20 protein-coding genes are annotated in these 21,276 nt (G+C 74.0%); 11 read left to right on the top strand and 9 right to left on the bottom strand.

Annotated elements, in window-relative coordinates:
* Positions 1-36: 36 nt before the first annotated feature.
* The 4 genes from SXIM_RS07055 to SXIM_RS07040 all read left to right on the top strand — a co-directional run bounded on the left by SXIM_RS07055 (position 37) and on the right by SXIM_RS07040 (position 4,741).
* A complete protein-coding gene (locus tag SXIM_RS07055) occupies positions 37-570 on the top strand; it encodes a hypothetical protein (RefSeq protein WP_052384983.1) in 534 nt (177 codons plus the stop codon).
* A gap of 97 nt (positions 571-667) precedes the next feature.
* Complete coding sequence (locus SXIM_RS07050; protein ID WP_043176749.1) at positions 668-1,354, top strand: helix-turn-helix domain-containing protein; 687 nt, start codon at positions 668-670, stop codon at positions 1,352-1,354.
* Between the two features lie 128 nt (positions 1,355-1,482).
* A complete protein-coding gene (locus tag SXIM_RS07045; protein WP_030725969.1) occupies positions 1,483-2,235 on the top strand; it encodes an HAD family hydrolase in 753 nt (250 codons plus the stop codon).
* 4 nt (positions 2,236-2,239) lie between these two features.
* Positions 2,240-4,741: a glycoside hydrolase family 65 protein gene (locus SXIM_RS07040; RefSeq protein ID WP_046723293.1), complete on the top strand. Its 2,502-nt coding sequence runs from the start codon at positions 2,240-2,242 to the stop codon at positions 4,739-4,741.
* Between the two features lie 7 nt (positions 4,742-4,748).
* Here SXIM_RS07040 and nirD read toward each other — a convergent pair whose 3' ends face one another.
* From nirD to SXIM_RS07025, 3 genes are read right to left on the bottom strand one after another with little or no spacing between them, the layout of a single operon-like run.
* A complete protein-coding gene (gene nirD, locus SXIM_RS07035; protein WP_030725975.1) occupies positions 4,749-5,117 on the bottom strand; it encodes a nitrite reductase small subunit NirD in 369 nt (122 codons plus the stop codon).
* A complete protein-coding gene (nirB, locus tag SXIM_RS07030; RefSeq protein WP_046723291.1) occupies positions 5,117-7,732 on the bottom strand; it encodes a nitrite reductase large subunit NirB in 2,616 nt (871 codons plus the stop codon). Before nirB ends, nirD begins: the two co-directional genes overlap by 1 nt.
* Positions 7,732-8,916: an NAD(P)/FAD-dependent oxidoreductase gene (locus SXIM_RS07025; RefSeq protein ID WP_030725981.1), complete on the bottom strand. Its 1,185-nt coding sequence runs from the start codon at positions 8,914-8,916 to the stop codon at positions 7,732-7,734. Before SXIM_RS07025 ends, nirB begins: the two co-directional genes overlap by 1 nt.
* Before the next feature lie 470 nt (positions 8,917-9,386).
* On the opposite strand from SXIM_RS07025, the gene SXIM_RS07020 reads away from it, so the two are divergent.
* Positions 9,387-9,905 carry a GNAT family N-acetyltransferase gene (locus SXIM_RS07020; RefSeq protein WP_030725984.1) on the top strand — a complete coding sequence of 173 codons (519 nt, stop codon included), beginning with the start codon at positions 9,387-9,389 and terminating at the stop codon, positions 9,903-9,905.
* A gap of 191 nt (positions 9,906-10,096) precedes the next feature.
* Here SXIM_RS07020 and SXIM_RS07015 read toward each other — a convergent pair whose 3' ends face one another.
* Positions 10,097-10,300 (bottom strand): hypothetical protein, encoded by a 204-nt coding sequence (locus SXIM_RS07015; protein ID WP_078846854.1) that lies wholly within the window; start codon positions 10,298-10,300, stop codon positions 10,097-10,099.
* A 226-nt stretch (positions 10,301-10,526) separates the two neighbouring features.
* Between SXIM_RS07015 and SXIM_RS07010 the strand changes: the two genes are divergently transcribed.
* Positions 10,527-10,946: a hypothetical protein gene (locus tag SXIM_RS07010; RefSeq protein WP_148236077.1), complete on the top strand. Its 420-nt coding sequence runs from the start codon at positions 10,527-10,529 to the stop codon at positions 10,944-10,946.
* Here the strand turns inward: SXIM_RS07010 and SXIM_RS07005 are convergent.
* Entirely contained in the window at positions 10,904-11,689 is a 786-nt protein-coding gene (locus SXIM_RS07005) for an SDR family oxidoreductase (RefSeq protein ID WP_046723289.1), read from the bottom strand. The two genes, SXIM_RS07010 and SXIM_RS07005, sit on opposite strands and share 43 nt — an antisense overlap.
* Before the next feature lie 196 nt (positions 11,690-11,885).
* On the opposite strand from SXIM_RS07005, the gene SXIM_RS07000 reads away from it, so the two are divergent.
* The gene (locus tag SXIM_RS07000) at positions 11,886-12,341 is read left to right on the top strand and encodes a lamin tail domain-containing protein (RefSeq protein ID WP_030725996.1); all 456 of its coding nucleotides are present in this window, start codon (positions 11,886-11,888) and stop codon (positions 12,339-12,341) included.
* Here the strand turns inward: SXIM_RS07000 and cutA are convergent.
* Together cutA and SXIM_RS06990 are read right to left on the bottom strand one after the other, a co-directional pair.
* The gene (gene cutA, locus SXIM_RS06995; RefSeq protein WP_030725999.1) at positions 12,328-12,654 is read right to left on the bottom strand and encodes a divalent-cation tolerance protein CutA; all 327 of its coding nucleotides are present in this window, start codon (positions 12,652-12,654) and stop codon (positions 12,328-12,330) included. The genes SXIM_RS07000 and cutA overlap by 14 nt on opposite strands.
* 59 nt (positions 12,655-12,713) lie before the next feature.
* Positions 12,714-13,544 carry a Rossmann-fold NAD(P)-binding domain-containing protein gene (locus SXIM_RS06990; RefSeq protein ID WP_420707191.1) on the bottom strand — a complete coding sequence of 277 codons (831 nt, stop codon included), beginning with the start codon at positions 13,542-13,544 and terminating at the stop codon, positions 12,714-12,716.
* An 82-nt stretch (positions 13,545-13,626) separates the two neighbouring features.
* Between SXIM_RS06990 and SXIM_RS06985 the strand changes: the two genes are divergently transcribed.
* The gene (locus tag SXIM_RS06985) at positions 13,627-14,592 is read left to right on the top strand and encodes an AraC family transcriptional regulator (RefSeq protein WP_030726005.1); all 966 of its coding nucleotides are present in this window, start codon (positions 13,627-13,629) and stop codon (positions 14,590-14,592) included.
* Between the two features lie 42 nt (positions 14,593-14,634).
* On the opposite strand, the gene SXIM_RS06980 is transcribed toward SXIM_RS06985, so the two are convergent.
* Both SXIM_RS06980 and SXIM_RS06975 read right to left on the bottom strand, forming a co-directional pair.
* The gene (locus SXIM_RS06980; RefSeq protein ID WP_078635058.1) at positions 14,635-15,018 is read right to left on the bottom strand and encodes a cupin domain-containing protein; all 384 of its coding nucleotides are present in this window, start codon (positions 15,016-15,018) and stop codon (positions 14,635-14,637) included.
* Positions 15,019-15,133: 115 nt separating this feature from the next.
* Positions 15,134-17,200, bottom strand: coding sequence for a molybdopterin oxidoreductase family protein (locus SXIM_RS06975; protein ID WP_030726010.1), 2,067 nt, complete (start codon positions 17,198-17,200; stop codon positions 15,134-15,136).
* 174 nt (positions 17,201-17,374) lie between these two features.
* Between SXIM_RS06975 and SXIM_RS06970 the strand changes: the two genes are divergently transcribed.
* The 3 genes from SXIM_RS06970 (at position 17,375) to SXIM_RS06960 (ending at position 21,223) form a co-directional block, all read left to right on the top strand.
* Complete coding sequence (locus SXIM_RS06970) at positions 17,375-18,172, top strand: sirohydrochlorin chelatase (protein WP_043176753.1); 798 nt, start codon at positions 17,375-17,377, stop codon at positions 18,170-18,172.
* A gap of 357 nt (positions 18,173-18,529) precedes the next feature.
* A complete protein-coding gene (locus tag SXIM_RS06965) occupies positions 18,530-19,810 on the top strand; it encodes an MFS transporter (protein ID WP_234306726.1) in 1,281 nt (426 codons plus the stop codon).
* Between the two features lie 93 nt (positions 19,811-19,903).
* Positions 19,904-21,223, top strand: coding sequence for a deoxyguanosinetriphosphate triphosphohydrolase (locus SXIM_RS06960; protein WP_030726019.1), 1,320 nt, complete (start codon positions 19,904-19,906; stop codon positions 21,221-21,223).
* Positions 21,224-21,276: the final 53 nt, after the last annotated feature.

Raw genomic sequence — 21,276 nt, 5'->3', positions numbered from 1 at the left:
CCTCCGAGGCGGGCCGACTGGCGTAGCGTTCGCCCCATGAGCGACCCCGAGCTGCTGGCGAGAATAGCCGAACGGCCCGAGCTGTTCCGGTACTTCGAGTGGCCCTGCGACTTCGACGTGACTCGTCTGGACCCGGTGGAGCCAGGGCTGTCCCTGCGGTCGGGCGCCACCCTCGTGCCCGTCGCCGGCTGCGGCGCCGGCGGCAGCTACTTCCTGGTCGACGGCACCGCCGTGCTCTACGCCTCCTCCGAGGGCGAGTGCGCGCTGATCGCCGACTCGCTGCGCGCCGCCCTGGAGCTGATGGCCGGGGTGCCCTTCTGGAAGGAGTACCTCCACCTGAGCGCGCGCGGCCGGGCCCGTCCCGTCGCCGAGGTGCTCGCCGAACTCGACGAGGAACTGGCCGAGCTTCCCGAGTTCGCCGCGAGCGGCGGCCAGTCCGCCGCCCGCGCCCTGGGGCTCGGCCGCCCCGACCGGGTCGCGCTGCTGACCGGGCTGCGGGACGCCATGGCCAGGACCAGCCCCGGCCACCTCCTGATCAACGCCGACGGGGAGCCGTACGACGAGTTCTGAGCCCCGGTGCCCCGGGCGCCGGCCCCGTGACCGCGTGATCGACGAGCGGTCCCCGCACCCGGGCGCGATGCTGGAGAGGTGAGGGAGGTGGTCGCGCATGGCAGGACCACGGCACCGGCAACCGCGCCCGCAACAGCCGTCGCAGCCGTCGCAGCACCGCAGTGACATCGGACGCCGTGTCGTCATGCTGCGCGAACGGCTCGGACTCAGCCGCGAGGACGTCGCCGACCGGGCCGGGGTCGCCCCCGAGTACCTGGCGTACCTGGAGGAGCACGCGGCCTCGCCCAGCTTCAGCTCACTGACCCGGGTCGCCCGCGCCCTGGACACCACCGTCGCCGAGCTGACCGGCTCGGACCTGTCCTCGGGCGGTGGCCACGCCAACCGCGAGGCGAAACTGGTAGCCCTCGACGCCACGGCGTCCCGGGCCCGCATCCCACAGTACGGGGTGGGCCGGATCGGCGTCGAGAACGAGCACGGACCCGGTATTTACCCCGTCAACTACTCCATCGTCGGCGACAGCGTCGTGCTGCGCACCTCCCCCGACTCTCCCGTCGCCTCCGCCGCCGGCCACGAGGTCGCCTTCGAGGTCGATCACATCGACGAGGCACGCAGTGAGGCATGGAGCGTGCTCATCGTCGGCCGCGCCTCCCTGGTCACCGACGAGGAGACCCGCCGGCAGCTGGACGAGGCCGCGCACACCGAATCGTGGGCCGGCAGCGACCGCCAGCTGTGGGTGCGGATCCGGGCCGAACGGGTCTCCGGGAGCGAGATCCAGGCCCGGTGACCGGGCTGCCGGTCAGCGCCGGCCCGCGTCCCGCACCACCCCTCCCGTGCCCGTCCCCGACCCTCCCGCGCCCGTCCCGCACCCGGCTGCCGTTGCCGACCAGGCGAACAGGGGTTCCCATGGAAAGCATGAGTGCCATCACCGTTCCGGAGCTGGAAGCGTGCCGGGCCGTCGTCTTCGACACCGACGGGGTCATCACCGACTCGGCCCCCGCACACGCCACCGCCTGGAAGGCCGCCTTCGACCCGGTGCTGCGCGAGCACGGCCAGGCACCGTTCGACGCCACCGAGGACTACCGGCGGTACGTCGACGGCAAGTCCCGGCTGGACGGCGCCGCCTCCTTCCTCACCCAGCGCGGCATCGGGCTGCCCTTCGGCGACCCCGAGGACCCGCCCGGCACGGCCAGTGTCTGTGCCGTCGCCGCCCGCAAGGAGGAGGAGTTCATGCGCCGCCTCGGCGACGGCTCGGTGGACGCGTGGCCCGGCACCGTACGTTTGCTGCACGCCCTGTACGAGGAACGCGTCCCCTGCGCCGCCGTCTCCTCCTCCCGGCACGCCCGCGACCTGCTCGCGCACACCGGCGTCCGCACCCTCTTCCAGACCGTCGTCGACGGCAACGACGCCGCGCACCTGGCGCTGCGCGGCAAGCCCGACCCCGCGCTCTTCCTGGAGGGCGCCCGCCGCCTGGGCGTCCCGCCGGACGCCTCCGCCGTCGTCGAGGACGCCCTGGCCGGGGTCGAGGCGGGCCGTCGCGGCGAGTTCTCCCTCGTCATCGGCGTGGACCGGGCCGCAACCGCCATCAGCGCGGGCGAACTGCGCGAGCACGGCGCCGACCTGGTGGTGGGCGACCTCGGCGAACTGCTGGCCCCCGAGGCGAGGTGAGCCCATGGCGACCACCATCGAGCTGGGCCGGCTGACCGACGAGTGGATCTGGGCGTACGAGGGCTACGACCCGCGCGCCGAACGGCTGCGGGAAGCCCTGTGCACCCTGGGCAACGGCTACTTCGCCACCCGCGGTGCCGCCCCCGAGGTCACCGCGGGCGCGGCCCACTACCCGGGCACATACGCGGCCGGCTGCTACAACCGGCTCACCTCCCACGTCGCGGGCCGCGACATCGAGAACGAGGACATCGTCAACCTTCCCAACTGGCTGCCGCTGCGCTTCCGCGTCCACCCGGACGACGGCCCCGCAGGCCGCTGGTTCTCCCCCGACCGCGAACGCGGCGGACTGCTGCTCTACCGGCAGTGGCTGGACCTGCGGCAGGGCACCCTCAACCGCGCGCTGCGCTTCCGCGACGCGCACGGCCGGCATCTGGGCGTCGAGCAGAGCCGCCTGGTGCACATGGGCGACCCGCATCTGGCGGCGCTGCGCACCACCTTCACCGCCGAGGACTGGAGCGGCACCATCGAGATCGACTCCGCGATCGACGGCACCGTCGCCAACACCGGGGTGCGGCGCTACCGCGACCTGGCCAGCGCCCACCTCACCCAGGTCAGGACCGGCGTGGTGGAGGAGGAGCCCGACACGGTGTGGCTGCACTGCCGCACCACCCGCTCCGCCATCCACGTCGCGCTCGCCGCCCGCACCCGCTGCGTGAGCGGGCCGCCGCCCGAACGGATCGCCGTCACCGACAAGCTGGTCGGCCGCCGCGCCGCCCAGCGGCTCACCGTCCCCCTGGCTCCCGGCGAGCCGGTCACCGTCGAGAAGACCGTCGCCCTGCACACCTCCCGCGACCGGGCGATCAGCGGCCCGCTGGAGGCGGCCGTCGAACGCGTCCGCCGGGCGGGGGACTTCGCCGAGCTGCTCGGTTCGCACGTCGCGGCCTGGGGGCGGTTGTGGCGGCGCGCGGACATCGAGGCGCCGGGCGAGGCGGGGCACATCCTGCGGCTGCACCTGTTCCACGTGCTCCAGACGCTCTCCCCGCACACCGCCGACCTGGACGTGGGCGTCCCGGCGCGCGGGCTGCACGGCGAGGCGTACCGCGGGCACGTCTTCTGGGACGAACTGTTCGTGCTGCCCTACCTGAACCTGCACTTCCCCGAGGTGTCGCGGGCGCTGCTGATGTACCGCTACCGGCGGCTGCCGCAGGCGGTGCACGCCGCCCGCGCGATCGGCCGGGACGGGGCCCGCTACCCGTGGCAGAGCGGCAGCGACGGCCGCGAGGAGACACCCGAGGTGCATCTCAACCCGCGTTCGGGACGCTGGCTGCCCGACCACTCCCGGCTCCAGCACCATGTCGGCTCGGCCATCGCGTACAACGTGTGGCGGTACGGACAGGCCAGCGGCGACACCGAGTTCCTGCACACCAAGGGCGCCGAGATGCTGGTGCAGATCGCCCGCTTCTGGGCGGACTCGGCCGTCTTCGACGCGAGCATGGGCCGCTACCGCATCCTGGGGGTGGTGGGCCCCGACGAGTACCACGAGGGGTACCCGGACGCGGACCGGCCCGGGCTCGACGACAACGCCTACACCAACGTCACCGCCGCGTGGGTGCTGGCGCGGGCGCTGGAACTCACGCGTGAACTGCCCGCCTCCCGCCGGGAGGACCTCTACGACCGCATCGACATGCGCCCCGGCGAGCCCGAGATGTGGGACGACATCTCCCGGCGGCTGCACGTGCCCTTCCACCGGGGCGTGGTCAGCCAGTTCGAGGGGTATGGCGAGCTGGCCGAGCTGGACTGGGTCGCGCTGCGCGAACGCCACGGCGACATCCGGCGACTCGACCGCATCCTGGAGGCGGACGGCGACAGCGTCAACCGCTACCAGGCGTCCAAGCAGGCCGATGTGCTCATGCTCGGCTACCTGTTCACCCCCGGCGACCTGGGGCGGCTCTTCGGCCGGCTCGGCTACGACCTGGACGAGGCGACCTGGCGGCGGACCGTCGACTACTACCTGGCCCGTACCAGCCACGGCTCCACACTCAGCGGCCTCGTGCACGCCTGGGTGCTGGCCCGCGCCCGGCACCGGGACGCCTGGGGGCAGTTGCAGGAGGCGCTGGCCAGCGACGTCGCCGACATCCAGGGCGGTACGACCGCCGAGGGCATCCATCTGGGCGCCATGGCCGGCACCCTCGATCTCCTGCAGCGCGGACTGACCGGCCTGGAGACCCGCGACGGCGTTCTGTGGATGGACCCGGCGCCGCTGCCGGAACTGTCGGAGTACGGCTTCTCGCTGCGCTACCAGAGCGACGGCGGCATCCAGGTGCGGATGAAGCCGGGCCAGCTGTGGGTCGGCGTGCCGCCGTGGGAGGAGGAGCCGGTCCGGGTGCAGCTCGCCAGGGGGTCCCCCCGGCCGGAGGCTGGGGGAGGCCAGCTGGACGGGATCGGCTTCGAGGTGGCCCCGGGCGAGGACCGGCTCATGCCGTTGCCCGGGCACACCGCCCCGTGACGCCGGCCTACGACGTCACGGTTGCCGCCGCCGGCTGACGGCGCGCCGCGAACACCGGTACGGCACGGGCGTCGTCATCGTCGTCCAGACAGCGCCCGGTCCGCAGATCGAACCGCTGCTTCAGCAGCGGCGAGGCCACGAACGCGCTGCCGCCCGCCGACCCCAGCAGCCCGCGCGAGAGCACATAGGCCCCGGTGAACGGGTCCCGGTTGCCGATCGCGTACGCCGCACCCGTACGGTCAAGGAAGACCGCGATCTGCCGCCCGTCCGGCAGCAGCGCCGCCACGCCGCGCCCCGGGACCAGCTCGTCCGCCGCGCACACCGGCACCCAGCGCCCTCCGCTGAGCACCTCCACCGTCGTCGTCGCCGTCGTCATCAGGCCCGCCCCCCGACCGGGATCTCCGGGCCGGACAGCAGCACCAGGTCCGGCTTGGACTGCCCGCGCTCGGGGACGAACCGCACGCTCGGATCGGGCACCCCCGGCGCGTTGACGAAGGAGACGAACCGGCGCAGCTTGTCCGGGTCGTTGATCGCCTGCGCCCACTCGTCGCGGTAGCCGGCCACATGTGCCGCCATCAGCGCTTCCAGCTCCTCACAGATGCCCAGGGAGTCGTGCACCACGACATCCCGTACGTGGTCGAGACCGCCCTCGATCCGCTCCAGCCACACCGAGGTGCGCTCCAGACGGTCGGCGGTGCGGATGTAGAACATCAGGAACCGGTCGATGAGCCGCACGAGTTCGGCGTCCGACAGGTCCTGCGCCAGCAGATCGGCGTGCCGCGGGGTCGCGCCGCCGTTGCCGCCGACGTACAGGTTCCAGCCGTTGGCGGTGGCGATCACCCCGAAGTCCTTGCCCATGGCCTCCGCGCACTCCCGGGCGCATCCGGAGACCGCCGACTTGAGCTTGTGCGGGGAGCGCAGCCCCCGGTAGCGCAGCTCCAGATCGATGGCCATCCGCACGCTGTCCTGCACGCCGTAGCGGCACCAGGTGGAGCCCACACAGGACTTGACGGTGCGCAGCGACTTCCCGTACGCGTGCCCCGACTCGAAACCGGCCGCCACCAGCCGCCCCCAGATGGCGGGCAGCTGGTCGACGCGGGCCCCGAACATGTCGATGCGCTGCCCGCCGGTGATCTTGGTGTAGAGGCCGAAGTCGCGGGCCACCTCCCCGATGACGATGAGCCGCTCGGGGGTGATCTCCCCGCCGGGGATGCGCGGCACGATCGAATAGGAGCCGTTGCGCTGGATGTTGGCGAGGAAGTGGTCGTTGGTGTCCTGGAGGGCGGCCTGTTCACCGTCCAGCACGTGCGTCCCGGCGCCGATGGCGGGGGCGAGCGAGGCGATGATGGAGGCGACGGCCGGCTTGCAGATCTCGCAGCCCTCGCCGCCGCGCGCCGCCTCGCGCCCGTACTGGTCAAGGAGCCGCTGGTAGCTGGTGACCCGCAGGGCCAGCACGATCTCGTACAGCTCCTGCCGGGTCTGTGCGAAGCAGCCGCACAGCCCGGTGTCGATGACCGCGCCGCCCGCCGCCAGCTCCTCGTTGACGAGCCGGCCCAGCACCTTGACGCAACTGCCGCAGCCCGTACCCGCCTTGGTGCACTTCTTCACCTCGGGGACCGAGGCGCAGGAGTGATCGGTGACGGCGGAGCGGATGGCGCCCTTGGTGACGTTGTGGCAGCTGCACACGACCGCGTCGTCGGGCAGCGCCCCCGGACCCTGCGCCGTGGGCGGGGCGAGCCCGGCGGGCAGCACCAGCTGCTCGGGCGGGGCGGGCGGCACGCTGCCGGTGAACGGGCGCAGCAGGCCGTAGGCGTCCGCGTCGCCGACCAGCACCCCGCCCAGCAGGGTGCCGTCGCCGCCGATGACCAGCTTCTTGTACACGCCGGAGCGGGAGTCGGCGTACACGACGTCCAGCGAGTCCGGCGCGGTGCCGTGCGCGTCGCCGAAGGAGGCCACGTCCACCCCCAGCAGCTTCAGCTTCGTGGAGGTGTCCGCCCCGTGGAACCCGCTCGCATCCTGCCCCGCGATGGTGCGGGCGGCGGTGGCGGCCATGTCGTAGCCGGGCGCCACCAGGCCGTACACCCGGCCGTCCGCCGCCAGGGCGCACTCGCCGATGGCGTACACGGCCGGGTCGGTGACGGACACGCAGCGCTCGTCCACCGTGATGCCGCCGCGTTCGCCGACCGCGAGCCCGGCGTCCCGGGCCAGGCCGTCGCGGGGGCGAACCCCGGCGGAGAAGATGACCAGTTCGGCCTCGACGGCGGAGCCGTCCGACAGAGACATCCCGGTGACGGTGCCGTCCTGGGGGTGGGTGAGGATGCGCTGCCCGCCCACTCCGGTGTGCACGGTCAGCCCCATGTCCTCCACGGTGCGGCGCAGCGCGGCGCCGCCGCCCTCGTCCACCTGGACGGGCATCAGGCGCGGGTTGAACTCCACGATGTGGGTGGCGAGTCCGAGCCCGCGCAGGGCGCCCGCCGCCTCCAGACCGAGCAGCCCGCCGCCGACGACGATGCCGGTGGTGGTGCGGTCGGCCTTCGCCCACTCCTCGATGGCCAGCAGGTCCTCGATGGTGCGGTAGACGAAGCAGCCGGCGGCGTCCCGGCCCTCGACCGGCGGCACGAAGGGCGCCGAGCCGGTGGCGAGGACGAGCGTGTCGTAGCGGATGACGCGCCCCGAGCGGGCGGTGACCGTACGGGCGGCGCGGTCGATGGACTCGGCCGGGTCGGACAGGCACAGCTCGATGCCGTGCAGGTCGGCGAAGCCGGTCGGGGTGAGGGAGAGTTCGTCGGGGGTGACGCCCGAGAAGTAGGAGGTGAGCTTCACCCGGTCGTAGGCGGGGCGGGGCTCCTCGGCGAGGACGATCACCCGCGAGCGGGCGGTGACGCCCCGTTCGGCCAGTTCCTCGAGGAAGCGCTGACCGACCATGCCGTGACCGATGAGCACGATGGTGCCGGTGTCCTGGGCCTTGTCCGTGTCGGTGTCCGTGGACATCAGTTTCCTCCGTCGTGGGTGAGCAGGTGCAGCAGCGGCGTGGCGGGGAGGGCTTCGTCGGACTCCCAGGCGCGGGTGAGCTGACCGACCGCGCCGAGATCGCCGACCAGTACGCCGCCGCGCAGCCGGTCGCCGCGCACGACGAGGCTGCGGTACGTGCCACGGGTGGCGTCGGTGAGCCGGACGGTGTCGTCACCGTCGGTGGGGGAGGCGGTGCCGAAGGCGGCCACGTCGATCGGGCCGGGGAGGGAGAGCCGGTACAGCGGGCGCGAGCCGTGATAGGCGGCCTCGGCGCGGCCGTTGAGCAGGTCGCCGAGCACATCGGCCTGTTCGAGAGCCGCACCGGCCAGCCCGTGGGTGACGCCCGCGTGTTCGGCGCAGTCACCGATGGCGTGGACGTGCGGCTGCGAGGTCCGCAGCCGCTCGTCCACGACGATGCCGCCGGTGCGGCCCACCGCGATCCCGGCGTCCCGGGCGAGACCGGAAAGCGGCAGCACCCCGCAGGCCAGGAACACGGTGTCGGCGGCCAGTTCATAACGCCCCCCAGCCTCCGGCCGGGGGGACCCCCGGGCCAGCAGCACGCCGCCGGGGCGCAGCCGCCGCACCCGGCACTCGGTGTGCACCTCGACGCCGAGCGCGGTCAGCTGCTCCCGCAGCAGCGTGGACGCGGCGGCGTCCAGCTGGCGTTCCATCAGCCGCTCGCCCTGCTGGACCAGCACCGTGTCCACGCCGCGCACCGCGAGGGCGGCGGCGGCCGACACGCCCAGCAGCCCGCCGCCGACCACGACGGCGCGCTCGCCCGGGTCGGCGAGGGCGTCGTCCAGGGTGCGGAAGGCCCGTACGCCTTCGGGCAGTTCCCCGTCGTGCAGCGGTGGCAGCACGGGCGCGGCGCCGGTGGCCAGCACGAGGGTGCCGTAGGGCTCCCGGGTCCCGTCGTCGCACACCACCTCGCGGGCGGCGGTGTCGACGGCGATGGCCCGTACCCCCGCGCGCCAGCGCACGCCGGGGCCCGGCGCGGGCAGGGCGATCACCTCCGGGCCGTACTGCCGCGCCAGCACCCCGGCGAGCAGCACCCGGTTGTACGCGGGGTGCCGCTCGCCCGCGATGACGGTGGTGGGCGCGTCGAGCCGGCGCGCCAGCCGGGCGGCGGCCATTCCGCCGCCGACGATCACCACAGGTTCCATGCCCTGAGCGTGCGGGCCCTCCGTTACCCGCCCGCATCACCGCCGTTTCCCCCGCGCAACGCTGCCCTCAGCGGGTGCACCGGGCCGGTGTGAGCCCTTCCGGCTGCCCGTCTCACCGCGGATTAAGGTCCGCTCAGGCCACCCTTATGCGCCCCTTAACGGCCGCTCCGCCGGCCGCGCGCGCCCGTACGCTGCCGGGCATGACGGCGACCTGGCCAGCACCTTTACGGCTCGCCCCGCACACCGTGCGCCTGGGCATGGGGCCGGCGGGCTGCTGGCCACCGGCCTGTGGGCGCTCTCCGCGCGCCCGGACGATGTGCCCGCGCCGCCGCCCGGGACGCTGTTCGCCTCCGCCGCGCGGCCGCCCGGACCGGCCGGCCCCCGGGGTGCCGCGCCGCCCCGGCCGCGCCCCGGCTCCGGACCCGACACCGGCCGTACCCGCGTCCGACCCGCACCAGTGGAGGAAAGAGATGCCCCTTCAGGTACGAACGGCCCACACGGCGGAGCTGTCGACGGCGACGCTGCGGGCGATCCGGGCGCTGCTGGGCCTGATCGAACATGACTGGGACCACGCGCTGGGCGGCATGCACACGATGGTGTGGGAGGACGACCGGCTGATCGCGCACGGCGCGGTGGTCCAGCGCCGGCTGATCCACGGCGGGCGGGCGCTGCGCACCGGGTACGTCGAGGCGCTGGGCGTCCACCCCGACCACCGGGGGCGGGGGCACGCCCGCACGGTGACGGCCGTCCTGGAACGGGTGATCGCGGCGGCGTACGACCTGGGCGCGCTGTCGGCCCCGCCCGGGGTGGCGGCGTACTGGCCGGCCAGGGGCTGGCAGCCGTGGCAGGGCCGCACCTGGGCGCTGACCCCGATGGGCATCGCGCGCACGGAGGAGTCGGACGGCACGGTGCACATCCTGCCGGGGCCGGTCCCGCTGGACGTCACGGGCGAGCTGATCTGCGACTGGCGGGACGGCGACATCTGGTAGCTCAGAGGCGAATCAGCCCCGCCCGTCGATGAGACGCCCGGCCCGGCGCGACGGTCGCGCACGCAACGGTGAGCTTCGGGGCGGCATGGGAATCGCGGCCGGGGTCCGTCTCCACACCGGGGGAAACGCGGGGTTGAGTCCCCCCGCACCGGACGCTCCATCACGTCACGAGCAGGCCCGCAGAGCCCGGATCAGCGGTCCCGGGAAGTGCGCTCGGGCCGCGTTCCCCCGGAGCCCCGGCCGAAGGCGGCGGAGATCCGCTCGTGTGCCTCGGCCAGTTCTCCGGCGGAGAACGCGCCGTGCTCCTCTTCGAAGTTCCGCAGCTCCTGGCCGAGCAGTGCGTGGCGCAGCCGCCGCGCCTCCTCTTCCGTGGCATCGCCGGACACGGTGTTCATGGTTCTTCTCGGCTCTCGTACCTGCTCGGTGGGTGGGGGCGTGGTGGCGGGCGGGGTCCCCGGATCCTGCGCCGTACCGGCGGGCCGTACACGCGGTGGTCGGGCCCCGCCGTACGGTCGGTGCGCCGCACGCGGTCGGCTCGCATCACCAAGCTCCAGGCGGTGCACGGGAGATGATGGCCCCGGTAGTCCGGGTTCTGTGGGGAGCCGTCTCGTGATGGTGTTCGTGGCTGTTCTGCTGTGGGTGTCGCCGGTGATCTTCGCCATGTCGGTGCTCACGGTGGTCGTGCAGTTGGCGCGATGGCTGCTGCCCGGGGGGTTGCCGAGGGTGCCCAGTGCCAAGCCGCTGTTGTTCGGCGCCGCGCTGGCGTGGAGCGGCGCGGGGACGCTGTACGTGCACGCGGTCGGAACGTACGCGGGAGGCTTCCTGTTTCCCGACAGCGTCTGTCTCCTCGAGCTGGGTACGGACGAGCCCCCGGAGTCGCGGCGGCACTTCCCGCTCGGCGTCGTGTGCCAGGGCACGGAGATGGTGCCGGGCTGGGTCAACCCCGCCCTGTACGCGCTGCTGGTGCTGGGCGTGGTGTCCCTGACGGCTGCCGCTGTCTACGCGTCGACCCGGCCCGACAGGAAGTCCTCCCACGTGTGACGTCCCCGGTCCGCGCCCTCGGCGGCCAGGTTGGTGCCGGCGCGCAGGGCGCGGCCGGCCTTTCCGGGGAGGGGGAGGGGGAGCACCGGGCGGCGGGTGCCGGTGGAGCGCAGGTAGGAGTGGATCAGCTCGTCCAGCCCGTACACGGTGGGGCCGGCCAGGTCGGGGACCAGGCCGGCAGGTTCGCCCAGGGCCAGTTCCGCCAACCGGGCGCCCACATCGCGTGAGTCGACCGGTTCCACGCGCACCCCGCGCGGTGCCGGAACGACCGGGAGCCGCGTCATCTTCGCCAGCACGGTGTGGAGCAACTCGTGGAACTGGGCCGCGCGCAGCGTGGTCCAGGGAATGCCGGACTCGGCGACGGCCACCTCGGTGCCGAGCTTCATGCGGTGGTACCCGATCGGGACCCGGTTCGCGCCGATGACCGAGATCAGCACCAGGTGCCGCACGCCTTCCTCGGTCGCGGCGCGCACCAGGTTGCGGGTGGCCTCGTCGTCGCCCTTGGGGCCGCCGGCCAGATGGACGACGGTGGTGGCGCCGGCCACGGCTGCCTCGACGCCCTCGTTCTCCAGCAGGTTCCCGGTCACGTACGTGAGGCCGCCGTCCTCCCCGTCGCGGCCGTCACCGGTGGGGCGGGGACGTCGGCTCAGGACGCGCACCGGGTGGCCGGCCTGCCGCAGCAGGGGGACGACGTGCTGTCCGAGGGTGCCCGTGCCGCCGGTGACCAGAAAGGGCGCTGTCATGGCTTCTCCGCATCGCAAGGGGGTTCTCTGTCTGCCATGACCCCTGGAACGGTGCCAACGTGACGCGCCGAACGTGCCGCCGCACGAGGTGTACGCGTTGCCACGAATGCCTGCGCCAACTCATCACGTTTCCCTAAGATCTGCTTCATCTTGTCGCCCGATATGGCGACAGTGTGAAACCGCAGGGAGAACGACGATGACACACGCACGCTTAACCGCGCTTCTGGCCGCCTTCGCCGTGGCCGTGCTGCTGCCGCTGGGTACGGCGGGCAGCGCCCAGGCCGCCGGGTCCGTGAAGATCACCAAGATCTACTACAACAGTCCCGGCAAGGACGACCGCAGCAACGCCAGCCTCAACGGCGAGTGGGTGCAGATCACCAACTCCACCAGCAAGGCCGTCAGTCTCAAGGGCTGGACGCTGACCGACGCCCAGAAGCACACCTACACCTTCGGCACGTTCAGCCTGGGTGCCGGCAAGTCGGTGAAGGTACGGACGGGTTCGGGCAAGAACACGGCCGCCAACGTGTACCAGAACCGTGGTGCGTACGTCTGGAACAACGACAAGGACACCGCCACCCTGCGCAAGTCCAACGGCACGAAGGTGGCTTCGTGCTCCTACAACAACTCCCGCGTGGAGTTCAAGAACTGCTGACCTCCTCGGTGACCCACGCCAGGTAGGCCGCGCTGCCGCCGGTGATCGGGGTGGCGATGATCTCGGGGGTGTCGTACGGGTGGCGGTCCAGCAGATGGGATTCCAGGGCGGGGTAGCGGGCGGCCGTGGTCTTGCAGCTCACCCGCCACTCCTGTCCCTGCTGGACCTCCCCCTCCCACCAGTACACGCTGGTGATCGGCCCCTCGATCTGCGCGCAGGCCGCCAGCCGCGCCCGCACCGCCGAGTCCGCGAGTCCGTGTGCGGACTCCTCGCTGTCCGTCGTGACGTGCACCAGTACGTGCTCGGCCGTCATGTGAGCGCCTCCCGGGGGGTGGTTCGCGGATGCCTGGTGTTCCCCGGGAGGCTATCCACTCATCCCTGCCACACGCCGGTCGCCGCAGCCTCCTTCACGTAGTCGGTGAAGTCCCGGGGAGCACGTCCCAGGGCCGCCCGTACGCCGTCCGTCACCCGTGCGTTGCGGCCGTCCAGCACGTCCGTGAACAGGTCCGCGGTGAACTCGGCCTCCGCCGGGGGCAGTCCGGCCTCCGTCAGCACGGTCCGGTACGCCCGCGGGCCCGCCCGGCGGTAGCGGATCTCCCGGCCCGCCGCCGCGGACAGTTCCCCCGCCGCCTCCTCGAAGGTGAGCAGGCGCGGTGAGGACAGCTCGTAGGTCGCACCGGCGTGCGCCGGGAGGTGGCCGGTCAGTGCCTCCACCGCGACGTCCGCGATGTCGTCGGCGTCGACGAAGGGTTCGGTCACCCCCTCCGCCGCCGGAAGGACGAACTCTCCCTGCCGCACCCCGTCCAGCAGGAAGTCCTCGCTGAAGTTCTGCGCGAACCACGAGGCCCGCAGCACCGTCCAGCTCTCCGCGCCCGCGCCCCGTACCGCGTCCTCCGCCGGTACGGCGGACGGCATGCCGCGCCCGGACAGCAGCACCAGGCGGCGCGCTCCGCGCGCCACCGCCAGCCTGGCGAAGGCGTCCAGGGTCCCGGCCGCGCCGGGCGCCGAGACGTCGGGCGCGTAGGCGAGGTAGACGGCGGACACATCCGCCAGGGCCGGCTCCCAGGTGGTGCGGTCGTGCCAGTCGAAGGGCGGCCGTCCGGCGCGTGAACCGAGACGTACGGTGATGCCGCGCTCCGTCAGCCGGGCGGCGATACGGCGGCCGGTCTTGCCGGTACCGCCCGTGATCAGCGTGGTGTTCATGCATCCCATTCCACGCCCCGGGCCGTCCGGCGGCCATCCCTCAGACGCTCGCCGCCATGTGCGGGCGTCTAATCTCTCCCTCATGGACAGTCTCGCGAGCCTGCTCGAAGGCCCCCGCGCCCACCGCGCCTTCCTGCTGCGCGCCGTCTTCGACCCGCCCTGGTGCGTACAGGTCCGGGACCGCGCCCCGCTGACCGTTCTGTGCGCCCTGCGCGACACCACCTGGATCACCCCCGGGGGCCAGGACCAGGACCAGGGCCAGGTCCAGGACCAGGAACCGGTGCGGATCGACACCGGTGACATCGCCGTGGTGCGCGGCCCCGCCCCGTACCGCGTCGGCAGTGGTACGGATGTCCCGGTGCAGGTGGTGGTGCACCCCGGGGACGTCACCACCACCCCCGAGGGCGAAGGGCTGTGCGAGCAACTGGACCTCGGCGTCCGCACCTGGGGCAGCGGACCCGACGGCGCCGCCCAACTGCTCATCGGCACCTACCACGTCGACGGCGAGGTCAGCGGCCGGCTGCTGCGGGCCCTGCCGCAGTTGCTCGTCCTGCGCGAAGCCGACTGGGACTGCCCCCTGCTGCCGCTCGTCGCCGAGGAGATCGGCAAGGACCGGCCCGGCCAGAGCGTTGTCCTGGACCGCCTGCTGGACCTGCTCCTCATCGCCGTGCTGCGCGCCTGGTTCGCCCGCCCGGAGGCCCGGGCCCCCGCCTGGTACCGGGCGCAGGCCGACCCGGTCGTCGGCCGCGCGCTGCGCCTGCTGCACGAGGACCCCGCCCACCCCTGGACGGTCGCCGCCCTCGCCGCCCGCGCCGGGGTCTCGCGGGCGGCCTTCGCCCGGCGCTTCGCGACTCTCGTCGGCCGGCCGCCCATGGCGTACCTCACCGACTGGCGACTCGCCCTCGCCGCCGACCTGCTGCGCGAACCCGCCGCCACCCTCGACGCCGTCGCCCGCCGGGTCGGCTACGGGAGCGGCTTCGCGCTCAGCACCGCCTTCAAGCGGGAACGCGGCATCAGCCCCAGCCTGCACCGCCTGAGCGCCGGATAGCGGTGGCCCTCACGCGTCCGCGCCGAGGGTGGGGGCGTGGCCTCAGCCCCAGCCGGCGCCGGGCGTGAGCGCGTCCGGCACCGCCGTCACCGAGGTGAGCACCAGCACCGCGTCCTCCAGCGCCACCACCGAGTGCCGCACCTGCGGGATCTTCATGATCTCGCCCTCCGTCAGCGGGATCCCGGCCGCGCCGTCACCGGCCGGCACCACCTGGACGGCGCCCCGCACCAGATAGAGACTGGCAGCGGGCGGCGCGTTGTGCTCCTCCAGTTCGGCGCCCGCCGTCAGCGCGATCACGCTCTGCCGCAGCGGGCCGTCGTGCAGGAACAGATGGGCGCTGCGGCCGTGCTCCGCCGCGCGGGCCCGGTCCAGATGGTGCTCGGCCAGGGCGTTCAGATGCGTGGTGTGCTGCGTGGTGTCGGTCACCCTTCCATGCTCCGGGGTGCGGGCGGCAGCGCAACCCGGTTCACCATGAAGCGCCCCCTTTCACTCCGGCCCCTTTCACTTTCTCCCCCGTCCCCCCGCCCGCCCCGCCGCGCCCTCACTCCCGCTCCACCCGCACCGCGCAGATCTTGAACTCCGGCATCCGGGAGGTGGGATCGAGCGCCGGATTGGTGAGCGTGTTCGCCCGCCCCTCACCCGGCCAGTGGAACGGCATGAACACCGTGTCCGGCCGGATACCCGCGTCGATCCGGGCCGGCGCCACCGCCCGCCCCCGTCGCGACACGACCACCAGCCGGTCGCCCTCCGCCGCCCCGAGCGCCGCCGCCAGCCGCGGATGCACCTGGACGAAGGGCCCCGGCGCCGCCGCGTTCAGCTCCGCCACCCGCCGCGTCTGCGCCCCCGACTGGTACTGCGCCAGCACCCGCCCCGTGGTCAGCAGCACCGGATACTCGGCGTCCGGCTCCTCCGCCGCCGGACGGTGCCCCACCGCCGTGAACCGCGCCCGTCCGTCCGGCGTCGCGAACCGGTCGAGGAACAGCCGCGGCGTCCCCGGATGATCCTCGGCCGGACACGGCCAGAACACCCCGCCCTCCGCCGTGATCCGCGCGTACGTGATCCCCGCGTAGTCCGCCGTGCCGCCGGCGGAGGCCCGCCGCAGCTCCTCGAAGACCCGCTCCGGCTCCTCGGGGAAACCCTCGTCCCACCCCGCGAAGTCCAGCCGCCGCGCCAGCCCGCGCAGCACCGCCAGATCGCTGCGGCACCCGTCCGGCACCGGCACCGCCCGGCGCCGCAGCTGCACCCGGCCCTCCAGATTCGTCAGCGTGCCGCTCTCCTCCGCCCACTGGGTGACCGGCAGCACCACGTCCGCCAGCCGCGCGCTCTCCGACAGCACGACGTCGCACACCGCCAGAAAGTCCAGCGACCGCATCCGTTCCTCGATGTGCGCGGCACGCGGCGCCGAGACCACCGGGTTGGAACCCATCAGCAGCAGCGCCCTGATCCCGCCCGGGTCCGGGCCGCCGAGCGCCTCCAGCAGCTCGTACGCGCTGCGCCCCGGCCCCGGCAGCACGGCGGGGTCCACGCCCCACACCCCGGCCACGTGGGCGCGCGCCGCCGGGTCGGTGAGCATCCGGTAGCCGGGCAGCTGGTCGGCCTTCTGCCCGTGCTCGCGCCCGCCCTGCCCGTTGCCCTGCCCGGTGAGACAGCCGTAGCCGGAGTACGGGCGCCCCGCCCGGCCCGTCGCCAGGCACAGATTGATCCAGGCCGAGACGGTGTCGGTGCCCTTCGACTGCTGTTCGGGCCCGCGCGCCGTCAGCACCATCGCCGCCTCCGGCGCGCAGAACAGCTCCACCGCCTCCCGCAGCTGGGGCACCGGTACCCCCGTGATGCGCTCCACCAGCTCCGGCCAGTGCGCCATCGCCTCCGCCCGCGCCTCCTCCCAGCCGCTCGTGCGCTCCGCCACGAACGCCTCGTCCACCCGCCCCCCGGCCACCACCAGGTGCAGCAGCCCCAGCGCCAGCGCCAGGTCCGTCCCCGGGCGGGGCGCCAGATGCAGATCGGCCTGTTCGGCGGTGCGGGTACGGCGCGGGTCGATCACGATCAGCGTGCCGCCGTTCGCGCGCAGCTCGGTGAAGTAGCGCAGCGCGGGCGGCATCGTCTCCGCGAGATTCGAGCCGACCAGGATGACGCAGCCGGTGCGCGGAATGTCGGCCAGCGGAAACGGCATCCCCCGGTCCAGGCCGAACGCCCGGTTCCCGGCCGCCGCCGCCGAGGACATGCAGAACCGGCCGTTGTAGTCGATCTGCGAGGTGCCCAGCACCAGCCGGGCGAACTTCCCCAGCGCGTACGCCTTCTCGTTCGTCAGCCCACCGCCGCCGAACACCGCGACCGCGTCCGCCCCGTACCGCTCCCGCGCCCCCGACAGGCCCCGCGCCACCCGCGCCAGCGCCTCGTCCCAGTCCGCGGGAGCCAGCTCGCCGTCCGCTCCGCGCACCAGCGGCCGGGTCAGCCGGGCACCCGGATTGAGTACGGCGGTGGCCGTGGCACCCTTCCCGCACAGCGCGCCCCGCTCCACCACCCGCGGAACACCCTGCGGCACCCGGCGCAGCCCCATCGCGCACTGCAGCGCGCAATACGGGCAATGCGTGTCCGTGATGTCTGTCATATCGGGGCTCATGCGGGCCATCGTGCGACGGCGGTGTTACGCGGGCCCCGCCCCGGGGTTACGGCCCCGGCGCGCATCGCTCACCCCGCGTACGGGGCGCGGGGTGAGCCCGGGGCGCGGCATTGGTGACACCCGCGCAACACAGCGGCAACGCCATGGGCCCAGGCTGGCGGCATGAGCGCCCGCACGATTCCCACCCCCACCCTGGTGGCCGTCGCCCACGGCTCTCCCGACCCCCGCGCCGAACGGAGCATCACCGCCCTGCTGCGCCTGGTGCGCGCGCTGCGGCCGGGACTGCGCGTCGAGGCCGGCTATCTGGAGAACAACACCCCGCGTCTCGCCGACACCCTGGCGGGGCTCGGCGCGGGCGGTGGTGGCCGGGCGGTGCTGGTGCCGCTGCTGTTCAGCCGGGGGTACCACGTCAAGCACGACATCCCCGGGGTGCTGGAGCGGGTACGCGGGGGCCTGACCGTGACCACCGCCGCCTGCCTGGGGCCGCACCCGCTGCTGGTCGACGCCCTGCACAGCCGGCTGGTGGAGGCCGGCTACCGGCGCTCCGCCGACCCGGACGCGGACGGTGTCGTCCTGGCGGCGGCCGGATCGCTGGACCCCGAATCGGCGGCCGGGACCGAATACACCGCCCACATGCTCGCCGACCGGCTCGGCGGCGTACCGGTACGGCCCGCGTACGCCTCGGCCGCCCGGCCCACGGTGGCCGAGGCGGTCGCCGAACTGCGCCGCAGCGGGCGGAGCAGGATCGCCGTCGCCTCCTGCTTCACCGCGCCGGGCCTGTTCGCCACCCGGTGCGCCGAGGCGGCGCCGGGGGTGGCCGCCGCCCCGCTGGGCGCGCACCCGGCGCTGGCCCGGCTGTTGCTGCACCGCTACGACCAGGCGCGCGGCGCGATCCCGGAGCCCGCCCCCACCCCGGCCCCGGCGACGCGGCGGCCCGCGCTGGTGGCGAGCGAGGGATAGCGGAGGGAGCGGCAGCCGGTTCGGCGGCCCGGCGGATCCGCGCACGTCGTCGCTGAGATCCGCGCGTTCCTGCCGTGCCCGCGGGCCGGGGTGCTGTTGTCCGGGGGGCGAGCGCGCCCCACGCCGCATCCGGCGGATCTTGTACGTTTCTCGCATGAACGGCACGGCGACCACGCGGACACGCGCCCGGACGGGGCGACCGCACCGTGACGGGAGCGGTGAGGTCTTCCCCGGCCACCCCGCGCCCCTCGCGGCGCGGCCTGCCCCCCGGGCCACCGCCGCCGGCCTCACCGACCGAGCGCACGACCACCGGCACCTCACGCGGCATGTCGGCACCACACCGGGCAGGTTCCCTACATGAAACTCGACAAGCCGCTGAGCGCTCCGGTGAGCAGCCGTCCCCCCATCGCCCTCTCGGCGGCGGGCTTCGTCAGCTGCTTCGACCGGTTCGCCATCAGCCCGCTGCTGATCCTCATCTCCACCGGGCTCGGTATCCCGCTCGGCACCGCCGTCTTCACCGCCAGCGCCTACTTCCTCGCCTACGGCCTGTCCCAGCCTCTGTGGGGCATACTCTCCGACCGCGTCGGCCGGGTCCGCGTCATGCGCTGGACGCTGCTGATCGCGGCCCTCGCCGGCGCGGTCTCCGCGCTCGCGCCCAACGCCCACGTCCTGATCGCGGCCCGGATCGTCGCCGGTGCCTGCTACGGCGCCGTCGTCCCCACCTCCCTCACCTACCTCGGCGACACCGTCCCCGCCGCCCGCCGTCAGCGCGCGCTCTCCGACCTGATGGCCGTCATGGCGGTCGGCACGGCACTGGCCACCGCCGTCGCCGGTGTGCTGGCCGAGGCCGTGGACTGGCGGCTGGTGTTCGCCGCGCCCGCCGTATGCGCGGTGATCTGCTCGTACGCCCTGCGCACCCTCCCCGAACCCCGGCGCGCCGCGAGCTCGGCGGGCGGCATCGGCGGCCACCTCGGCGCGGTGCTGCGCAACCGGTGGGCGCTCACCGTCTTCGGTCTGGCCTTCGTGGAGGGCGCGGTGCTGCTCGGCACCATGACCCTGCTGGCCACCGCGCTCCAGGCGCGTGGCGTGAGCGCGACCGTCGCCGGGCTCGCCACCGCGATGTACGGGGTCGGCGTCGTGATCTTCTCCCGGCTGGTGCGGATGCTCACCGGGCGGCTGCCGGTGTGGGGGCTGATCGCCATCGGCGGGGCGCAGATGTGCGCCGGGTACGGGATCGTCACCGCCTGGGTGACGCTGCCCGCCGTCTTCGTCACCGCCCTGCTGCTGGGCGGCGGCTGGTCGTTCATGCACTCCTCGCTCCAGACGTGGGTCACCTCGGTGGTGCCGCAGGCACGCGGCACCGCGGTGGCGTTCTTCGCCGGAGCTCTGTTCATCGGCTCCTCGGCCGCCGCGACCGCCGCCGGGCCGCTGGCCGAACGCGGGCACTACGCCCTGCTGTTCGGCATCGCCTGTGCCCTGACCGTCCCGCTCACCCTCACCGCCGCGCTGACCCGCCGCCGCTGGCGCCCGGCTCCCGAGGAACCGGTGGCGGTGCCGGGGCCCGTGACGGCGGAGCCGGCCCCGGCCGAGCCGGCCCCCGCGGAGCCGCAGACCCAGGCCGGTCCCGGCGGTCGCTGAGGGCGGGCCGGTCCGGGACCGCCACCGGGCCGCCGCACCACCGCACCACCCCGGCGGCACCCCGCTGTCATCCCCGCCGGTTAATGTCGGGATATGCAACACAGCGCCGCGTACGCCCCAGCCGATGCCGAGCGGTGGGACCCCGAGCCGGACAAACGCTCCGGGCGGACCGCATTCCAGCGGGACCGGGCGCGGGTGCAGCACTCCGCCGCGCTGCGGCGGCTGGCGGGGAAGACCCAGGTGGTCACCCCGGACACCGGCCACGGCGGTCCGACCGGAGCGGCCGTGGCCGAGCACGCCTGGGACGCCAGCCCCCGTACCCGGCTCACCCACTCGCTGGAATGCGCGCAGGTGGGCCGGGATCTGGGGACGGCCTTCGGCTGCGACTCGGACATCGTGGAGGCCGCCTGCCTCGCGCACGATCTGGGCCACCCGCCGTTCGGGCACAACGGGGAGCGGGTGCTGGACGAGATCGCCGCGCCCTGCGGCGGGTTCGAGGGGAACGCGCAGTCGCTCCGGCTGCTGACCCGGCTGGAGCCGAAACGATTCTCCGAGCCCTTCCACCGGTCCGTCGGCCTCAACCTCACCCGCGCCACCCTCGACGCCGCCACCAAGTACCCCTGGCCGCGCGGCGGCCACCCCACCGATCCCGCCTCCCCCAAGTTCGGCGCCTACGAGGACGACCTGCCCGTCTTCGACTGGCTCCGCCAGGGCGCCCCCGGCCACCGCCGCTGCTTCGAGGCGCAGGTCATGGACTGGTCCGACGACGTCGCCTACTCCGTCCACGATGTCGAGGACGGCCTGCACGCCGGGCACCTGGACCCCGCCCTGCTGCTCGCCGAGCCCGAGCGCGCCGAGATCTTCCGCGTGGTCCGGGCCCGCTACGCCCCGCCGTCCACCGGCGACACCGACCTGGCCGCCGCCCTCGACCGGCTGCTCGACCAGCACTGGTGGCCGCACGGCTACGACGGCTCCGCCACCGCCCAGGCCCGGCTCAAGGACGCCACCAGTCAGCTCATCGGACGGTTCTGCCTCGCCGCCGAGCAGGCGACCCGCGAGCGGTACGGCCCCGGCCCGCTGCACCGTTACGCGGCCGAACTGATCGTCCCGCCCGACACCCGGCTGGAGTGCGCCGTCCTCAAGGCGGTGGCCGACGTGTACGTCATGCAGCGCCCCGACCAGGAACTCCGCCGGGGCCGCCAGCGCGAGCTGCTCGCCGAACTCGGCGACGCCCTCATCCGCCGCGCGCCCCACGGACTGGACCCGCAGCACCGCGCCCTTTACGCCGCCGCGAGCGATGACGCATCCGCCCTCCGGGTGATCGTGGATCAGATCGCCGCGCTCACGGACGCATCGGCACGCTCCCTGCACGCCCGCCTCACCGCGTCGTCCCCGGGGTATGTGTGGGGGTGACCATCCCCCAGCACAGCAGGGGACACCTGCGGCAAGGAGGCAGCGCGTGGACG

It is taken from the genome of Streptomyces xiamenensis (assembly GCF_000993785.3).
Lineage (GTDB): Bacteria > Actinomycetota > Actinomycetes > Streptomycetales > Streptomycetaceae > Streptomyces > Streptomyces xiamenensis.
Note: the sequence above shows the minus strand (reverse complement) of the source record. Positions and strands in the feature narration are given on the sequence as shown.